This window comes from Laedolimicola ammoniilytica, from assembly GCF_025567165.1.
GTDB classification, from domain to species: Bacteria; Bacillota; Clostridia; order Lachnospirales; family Lachnospiraceae; genus Laedolimicola; species Laedolimicola ammoniilytica.
The window spans coordinates 65,802-72,622 of record NZ_JAOQKC010000017.1 but is presented as its reverse complement, the minus strand read 5'-3'; the positions used below and the strand labels follow the sequence as shown (position 1 = coordinate 72,622).

The window sequence follows — 6,821 nt, the reverse complement described above, 5'->3', positions numbered from 1 at the left end:
AGGGCAGATATTTCCGCATGGGGAAGAAAATCGGCGCGGCGAGCTTCCTTGAAATCCTTGCGCCGGAGCTTAACGACCGTATCTTAGCGGATATGTTGGACTTGGAAACAGGCGTTATTGTCAATCTCCACATTAAAAGTATCGACCAGTCGGAAGCAATCAAGACCATTAAGCGCAAAATCACTGACCTTGACAAGATGAAGATTGAGGAACAGAAAAAAGCGGTTAGAAGCGGTTACGATATGGATATAATTCCGTCCGACCTTGCCACCTTTGGAAATGAAGCAAAGAACCTGTTGCAGGATTTACAGAGCCGCAACGAGCGAATGTTTCTTCTCACGTTCCTTGTGGTAAACATGGCAGACACGAAGCGGAAACTGGAAAATGACATTTTCGCGGCGGCGGGCATTGCACAGAAATACAACTGCGCCCTGACCCGTCTTGACTATCAGCAGGAAGCGGGGCTGATGTCCTCTATCCCTTTGGGGGAGAACCTTATCCCGATACAACGGGGACTTACCACATCAAGCACCGCTATTTTTATCCCGTTCATCACGCAGGAGCTATTTCAGACCGGGTCTGCCCTGTATTATGGGCTGAACGCTTTAAGCAACAACATGATACTCTGCGACCGCAAGCAGCTTAAAAACCCGAATGGGCTTATCTTGGGAACACCGGGCAGCGGAAAATCCTTTGCGGCAAAGCGGGAAATCACAAACGCCTTTCTCATTACTGACGATGATATTTTTATCTGCGACCCGGAAGCCGAGTATTTTGCCCTTGTCAAGCGGCTTGGCGGGCAAGTGATACGCTTATCCCCGACCGGGAAAGGCATGGACGGCAAGCCCCAGTATGTGAACCCTATGGATATGAACCTTAATTACAGCGAGGACGACAGCCCCCTTGCACTGAAAAGTGATTTTATCCTGTCCCTCTGCGAGCTTGTCATTGGCGGCAAGGAGGGCTTGCAGCCCGTTGATAAGACCGTCATCGACCGCGCCGTAAGGAATGTGTACCGGGACTACCTTGCTGACCCCGACCCGGCAAAAATGCCTATCTTGGGCGACCTTTACGACGAGCTGTTAAAACAGCCGGAGCCGGAAGCTGCCCGCATTGCAGCGGCATTGGAGCTGTATGTTTCCGGCAGTCTTAACGTATTCAACCACAGAACGAATGTGGAGCTTTCTAACCGCCTTGTCTGCTTTGACATTAAGCAGCTTGGGAAGCAGCTCAAAAAGTTAGGTATGCTCATTGTGCAAGACCAGATATGGAACCGCGTTACCATTAACCGGGCAGAAAAGAAATCTACCCGCTACTATATGGACGAATTTCACTTGCTCTTAAAAGAGGAACAGACCGCCGCTTACAGTGTGGAGATTTGGAAGCGTTTTAGAAAATGGGGAGGCATACCCACAGCTATCACGCAGAACATTAAGGACTTGCTTGCTTCCCGCGAGGTGGAAAATATCTTTGAAAACTCTGATTTTGTCCTCATGCTCAATCAGGCACAGGGCGACCGGGCTATCCTTGCAAAGCAGTTAAATATCAGCCCACAGCAGATGAAGTATGTAACCCACACCGAAGCAGGCGAGGGACTTATCTTTTATGGGAATGTGGTGCTTCCCTTTGTAGACCATTTCCCGAAAGATACCGAGCTTTACCGCATTATGACGACGAAGCCGGAGGAAGTGAGCAGCCTATGAAACAGTTAAAACCACGCGATAAAATCACGCAGAAAATGACCCGCGACGGTGCGGTGGAAATCAATGAAACACAGCAGACTGCCGAGCGTATCAGCAGCCGGGAAGCAGACAGCGACTTTTCACAGCCGGACACCGCTACCGCAGAGCGTGTCATGGAACACCTTGACGCAGCCCATACCCGAAAGGCAAGCAAAAAGGCAGTCAAGAAAGCACAGGAAGCGGCTGTTTTGCGTACTTCCACTTCACGCTTGCAGTTTACCGACGAGGAACGGGAAACGCCAAAACTGCAACCCTACATCAAAAAATCGGAAAAAGCAGCCGACAAACTGGACGCAGCAAAGGCAGCTCTCCCGAAGCAGAAGAAACTTGTAAAAGAGCGCACCTTTGAGGAAACCACCGGAAAGGCAAAGACCCGTTTACGCTTTGAAGAACAGGAAAAGCCGATACCCGGCGGCAAAGCCCACAGTAACCCGTTATCCCACCCCGCGCAGGAAGCGGGTATTTTTGTTCACAACAAAATCCATAGCGTCGAGAAAGATAATTCCGGTGTGGAGGGCGCGCACAAATCGGAGAAACTTGCCGAGCGCGGCGCAAGGTACGGGACAAGAAAATTAAAACAGGGCTACCGCAGCCATAAGCTGAAACCCTACCGGGAAGCGGCAAAGGCAGAACAGGCAGCGTTTAAGGCAAACGTCAATTTTCAGTATCACAAAGCCTTGCAGGAGAACCCGCAGCTTACAAGCAATCCCTTTTCCCGGTTCATGCAGAAACAGAAAATCAAACGCCAGTATGCAAAAACCGTAAAGAAAAGCGGCGCAGCCACCGCCAAAGCTGCCGCCGGAGCGTCCCAAACAGCAGCAAAGAAAGCGGCTGCCTTTGCAGGACGACACCCGGCAGGCGTGATAATCGCTATCGCCGCGCTGCTTCTGTTCATCATGGTATCCGTAGGGCTTTCCTCTTGTGGGGCAATGTTTTCCGGCAGCATGAACAGCGTGTTAGGGACTTCCTACACGTCCGAGGACAGCGACCTTGTGGCAACGGAACAGAGCTATGCTGCAATGGAAAATGAGCTGCAACAGGAAATTGACAATATCGAAAGCACCCACAGCGGCTATGATGAATACCGCTATGACCTTGATACTATCGGGCATAACCCCCACGAATTAGCGTCGTACTTGACTGCCCTTTTGCAGAGTTACACCCCGCAGAGCGCACAGGCAGAGCTAAAACGGCTGTTCGGCTTACAGTACACCTTGACGCTGACGGAAGAAATCGAGATACGCACCACCACCGACGAGGAGGGCAACGAGGAAGAATACGAATACCGTATCTTAAATGTGAAACTGACAAACAAGCCGATTGCTTCCCTTGCGGAAGAACTGCTGAACCCACAGCAGTTTGAAATGTTCAAGGTGTACTTACAGACACAGGGCAACAAACCGTTGATTTTTGGCGGCGGCTCTCCCGACGGAAGCCCGTCCGAGGATTTAAGCGGCGTGGAGTTTGTAAACGGCACACGTCCCGGAAACCCGGAGCTTATGGAGCTTGCAAAACAGCAGGTCGGAAACGTGGGCGGCTACCCTTACTGGTCTTGGTACGGATTTAACAGCCGCGTGGAATGGTGCGCCTGCTTTGTGTCATGGTGCTACAATCAAGCCGGAAAAAGCGAACCCCGCTTTGCGGGCTGCGAATGGCAGGGCGTTCCTTGGTTCCAGTCAAGGGGACAATGGGGCGCACGCGGCTATGAGAATATCGCACCGGGCGACGCTATCTTTTTCGACTGGGATTTAGACGGCGTTGCCGACCATGTGGGGCTTGTGCTTGGCAGGGACGGAAGCCACGTCTATACCGTTGAGGGCAATTCCGGCGACGCCTGCAAGATTAAAAGCTATGACCTCAACTATCAATGTATCAAAGGCTACGGGCTGATGAACTGGTAAGCAGCCCCGAAAAGAAAGGAGAATTTATTTTATGGCAAACAACAAAATCGACCGTATCAATAAGGAAATCGCAAAGACCCGCGAGAAAATCACAGAGTATCAGAACAAGTTAAAAGGACTGGAAGCGCAGAAAACCGAAGCGGAAAACCTTGAAATCGTGCAGCTTGTACGCGCTATGCGACTTACCCCGCAGGAATTAAATGCTATGCTGTCCGGCGGCGGTATTCCCGGCATGAACGCCGCACCCGCTACCGAAGCGGCAGACTACGAAGAACAGGAGGACAATGCAGATGAAAAATAAACTCAAACAGACCATGACTGCCCTTTGTGCCGCCCTTATCCTTATGGGCGGTTTTTCTGTCCCTGCCTATGCACAGGGAACAGCCGCAGAGCCACCCACAGAGGACGCGACCAACGACAGCAATGTAGTGGTGGAAGAACCGGAAACGCCGCCCCTTACCCCAAAGGGCAACGCAACACTGGTGGACGATTTCGGCGGCAATAAGCAGCTTATCACTGTTACCACCAAAGGCGGCAACTACTTTTATATCCTCATTGACCGGGCAACCGAGGGGGAACAGACCGTACATTTCCTTAATCAAGTGGACGAAGCCGACCTTATGGCACTGACCGAAACCGGGGAAGCCACGAAAAAGCCGGAAGTCTGCAACTGTACGGAAAAATGCGAAGTCGGAAAGGTAAATACGTCCTGCCCGGTATGTGCAACTACTCTGACAGGCTGCACAGGCAAGGAACCCACGCCAACACCCACCGAGCAGCCGGAAGAACCCAAAGAAAAAGACGGCAATCCCGGCGCGGTGCTTGCCTTAGTCCTCTTTGTGCTGCTTGGTGGCGGCGCGGCGTTCTACTACTTTAAGTTTGTAAAACCGAAGCATAACGTGAAAGGAAGCACCGACCTTGAAGATTTTGACTTTGAGGATTACGACGAGGACGAGCCGGAAGCAGATACCGGGGAAGTTTCCAAAGAGGAAGAAACGGAGGACGAGGAAGTATGACCCTGTTTACCGACAATCCCTTTGAAAAGATGATGATACAGAAGCCGGACTATGGCAAACGGGAAAAATCCCCGCCGGAGATTTCTTCCCCACGCTGCGCGGGCTGCCCTTACAAGGGGCAGTCCCCTTGTGTGGGGTACTGTATGAGAAAACTGGAAAACAAACGACAGACCGAACGATAAAAGGAGGAATTATCATTGATTTTAGTTATCGCAGAAAAGCCCAGTGTGGCACAGACAATCGCTGCCGTACTTGGGGCAAAGGAAAAGAAAGACGGATTTCTCATAGGAAGCGGCTATATCGTTTCTTGGTGCGTGGGACATTTGGTAGGGCTTTCCGAAGCTGCCGCCTACGGGGAGCAGTATAAAAAGTGGAGCTATGACAGCTTACCGATTTTGCCGCAGGAATGGAAGTACACCGTTGCTTCTGACAAGGAAAAGCAATTCAAGACCTTAAAGGAACTTATGCACCGGGCAGACGTTTCCGAAGTCGTCAATGCCTGCGACGCGGGGCGCGAGGGAGAACTCATTTTCCGTTTTGTCTACGAAGTTGCCGGGTGCAGGAAGCCCACGCGCCGCTTGTGGATTTCCTCAATGGAAGAAGCTGCTATCAAAGAGGGCTTTTCTCATCTGAAGAACGGCGAAGCATACGACGCGCTCTTTGCTTCCGCATTATGCAGGGCAAAGGCTGACTGGCTAATCGGTATCAACGCCACCCGTCTTTTTTCTGTCCTTTACAACCATACCTTGAATGTGGGACGCGTACAGACCCCGACCTTAAAAATGCTTGTTGACCGGGACGCGGCGATTACCACGTTCAAGAAAGAAAAATACTATCATGTGCGCCTGTCCTTATCCGGCGCGGAAGCTGCAAGCGAAAAACTGTCTGACCGTTCCGAAGCTGACAGGCTGAAAGCTGCTTGTGAAGCGTCAAAAGCAGTCTGTACTTCCCTTGTGAAAGAGAAAAAGACCGCAGCCCCGCCGAAGCTCTTTGACCTTACTTCTTTGCAGAGGGAAGCAAACCGCCTGTTCGGATATACCGCAAAGCAGACCCTTGACCTTGCACAAGCCCTGTATGAAAAGCGTTTGCTTACTTATCCGAGAACCGACAGCGCATTTCTGACCGACGACATGGGCGACACAGCGGCGGGCATTATCAAGCTGCTTTGTGGGAAATTTTCTTTTATGGCGGGCATGGACTTTGCGCCGGAGCTTGCAAAAGTGCTGAACAGTAAAAAGGTATCAGACCACCATGCCATTATCCCGACTATGGAGCTTGCAAAGACCGACCTTGCCGCGCTGCCGGAAAGCGAAAGGAATATCCTTACCCTTGCCGGGGCGCGTCTGCTCATGGCGACCGCCGCAGTACATACCTTTGAAGCGGTTACGGCTACATTTGAATGTGCCGGACAGTCCTTTACCGCAAAGGGAAAAACAGTGCTGTACGACGGTTGGAAAGAGATTGACCGCCGTTACCGGGCAGCCTTAAAGAACAAGCCCGAAACGGACGACGCAGACAGCGACACAGAAAAGACCCTGCCGCCATTTACCGAGGGACAGACCTTTGAAAATCCGGCGGCAACGGTAACGGAACATGACACAACACCGCCAAAACCTCACAACGAAGCGTCGCTGCTCTCTGCTATGGAGCACGCCGGAAGCGAGGACACCGACCCGGACGCAGAACGCAAAGGGCTTGGAACTCCCGCCACCCGCGCCGCCGTCATTGAAAAACTGGTAAAGGGCGGTTTTGTGGAGCGAAAAGGCAAGCAGCTACTTCCCACAAAGGACGGTATCAACCTTGTGTGCGTCCTGCCGGACACCTTGACAAGCCCGCAGCTTACCGCAGAATGGGAAAACAATCTGACACAGATTGCAAAAGGCAAGGCAGACCCCGCCGCATTTATGGAGGGTATTGAGAATATGGCGCGGGAACTGGTAAAGACGTACCCGTTTCTTTCTGATGATAAAGCGCAGATGTTCAAGCCGGAACGGGAAGCGTTGGGAAGCTGCCCCCGCTGCGGTTCTCCTGTCTATGAGGGCAAGAAGAATTACTATTGCAGCAATAAGGAATGTATCTTTACCATGTGGAAAAATGACCGTTTCTTTGAAGAACGAAAAGTAACCTTTACCCCGAAGATTGCCGCCGCGCTCTTACAATCC

Annotated in this window: 6 protein-coding genes; all 6 read left to right on the top strand. The window is 51.6% G+C overall.

Annotated features, from left to right (window positions below; all coding sequences use genetic code 11):
* Nucleotides 1-1,703 (top strand): VirB4-like conjugal transfer ATPase, CD1110 family (locus tag OCV63_RS12440; protein ID WP_158364303.1); only part of this gene is annotated, 1,703 nt, incomplete at its 5' end.
* 152 nt (nucleotides 1,704-1,855) lie between these two features.
* A complete protein-coding gene (locus OCV63_RS12435) occupies nucleotides 1,856-3,643 on the top strand; it encodes a CHAP domain-containing protein (protein WP_430393321.1) in 1,788 nt (595 codons plus the stop codon).
* A 31-nt stretch (nucleotides 3,644-3,674) separates the two neighbouring features.
* The gene (locus OCV63_RS12430; RefSeq protein ID WP_005933780.1) at nucleotides 3,675-3,944 is read left to right on the top strand and encodes a DUF4315 family protein; all 270 of its coding nucleotides are present in this window, start codon (nucleotides 3,675-3,677) and stop codon (nucleotides 3,942-3,944) included.
* Nucleotides 3,934-4,659, top strand: a complete 726-nt coding sequence (locus OCV63_RS12425; protein WP_173681265.1) for a DUF4366 domain-containing protein — start codon at nucleotides 3,934-3,936, stop codon at nucleotides 4,657-4,659. The genes OCV63_RS12430 and OCV63_RS12425 overlap by 11 nt, the downstream gene beginning before the upstream one ends.
* Nucleotides 4,656-4,841: a hypothetical protein gene (locus OCV63_RS12420; protein ID WP_117472559.1), complete on the top strand. Its 186-nt coding sequence runs from the start codon at nucleotides 4,656-4,658 to the stop codon at nucleotides 4,839-4,841. The genes OCV63_RS12425 and OCV63_RS12420 overlap by 4 nt, the downstream gene beginning before the upstream one ends.
* A 15-nt stretch (nucleotides 4,842-4,856) precedes the next feature.
* The coding region (locus tag OCV63_RS12415; protein ID WP_158364309.1) for a DNA topoisomerase 3 at nucleotides 4,857-6,821 on the top strand (1,965 nt) is incomplete at its 3' end.

Bases quoted from the DNA above. Each gene is read 5' to 3' on its own strand.
- OCV63_RS12435 (WP_430393321.1), top strand. From the start codon at position 1,856: ATGGAACACCTTGACGCAGCCCATACCCGAAAGGCAAGCAAAAAGGCA.
- OCV63_RS12425 (WP_173681265.1), top strand. From the start codon at position 3,934: ATGAAAAATAAACTCAAACAGACCATGACTGCCCTTTGTGCCGCCCTT.
- OCV63_RS12430 (WP_005933780.1), top strand. From the start codon at position 3,675: ATGGCAAACAACAAAATCGACCGTATCAATAAGGAAATCGCAAAGACC.
- OCV63_RS12420 (WP_117472559.1), top strand. From the start codon at position 4,656: ATGACCCTGTTTACCGACAATCCCTTTGAAAAGATGATGATACAGAAG.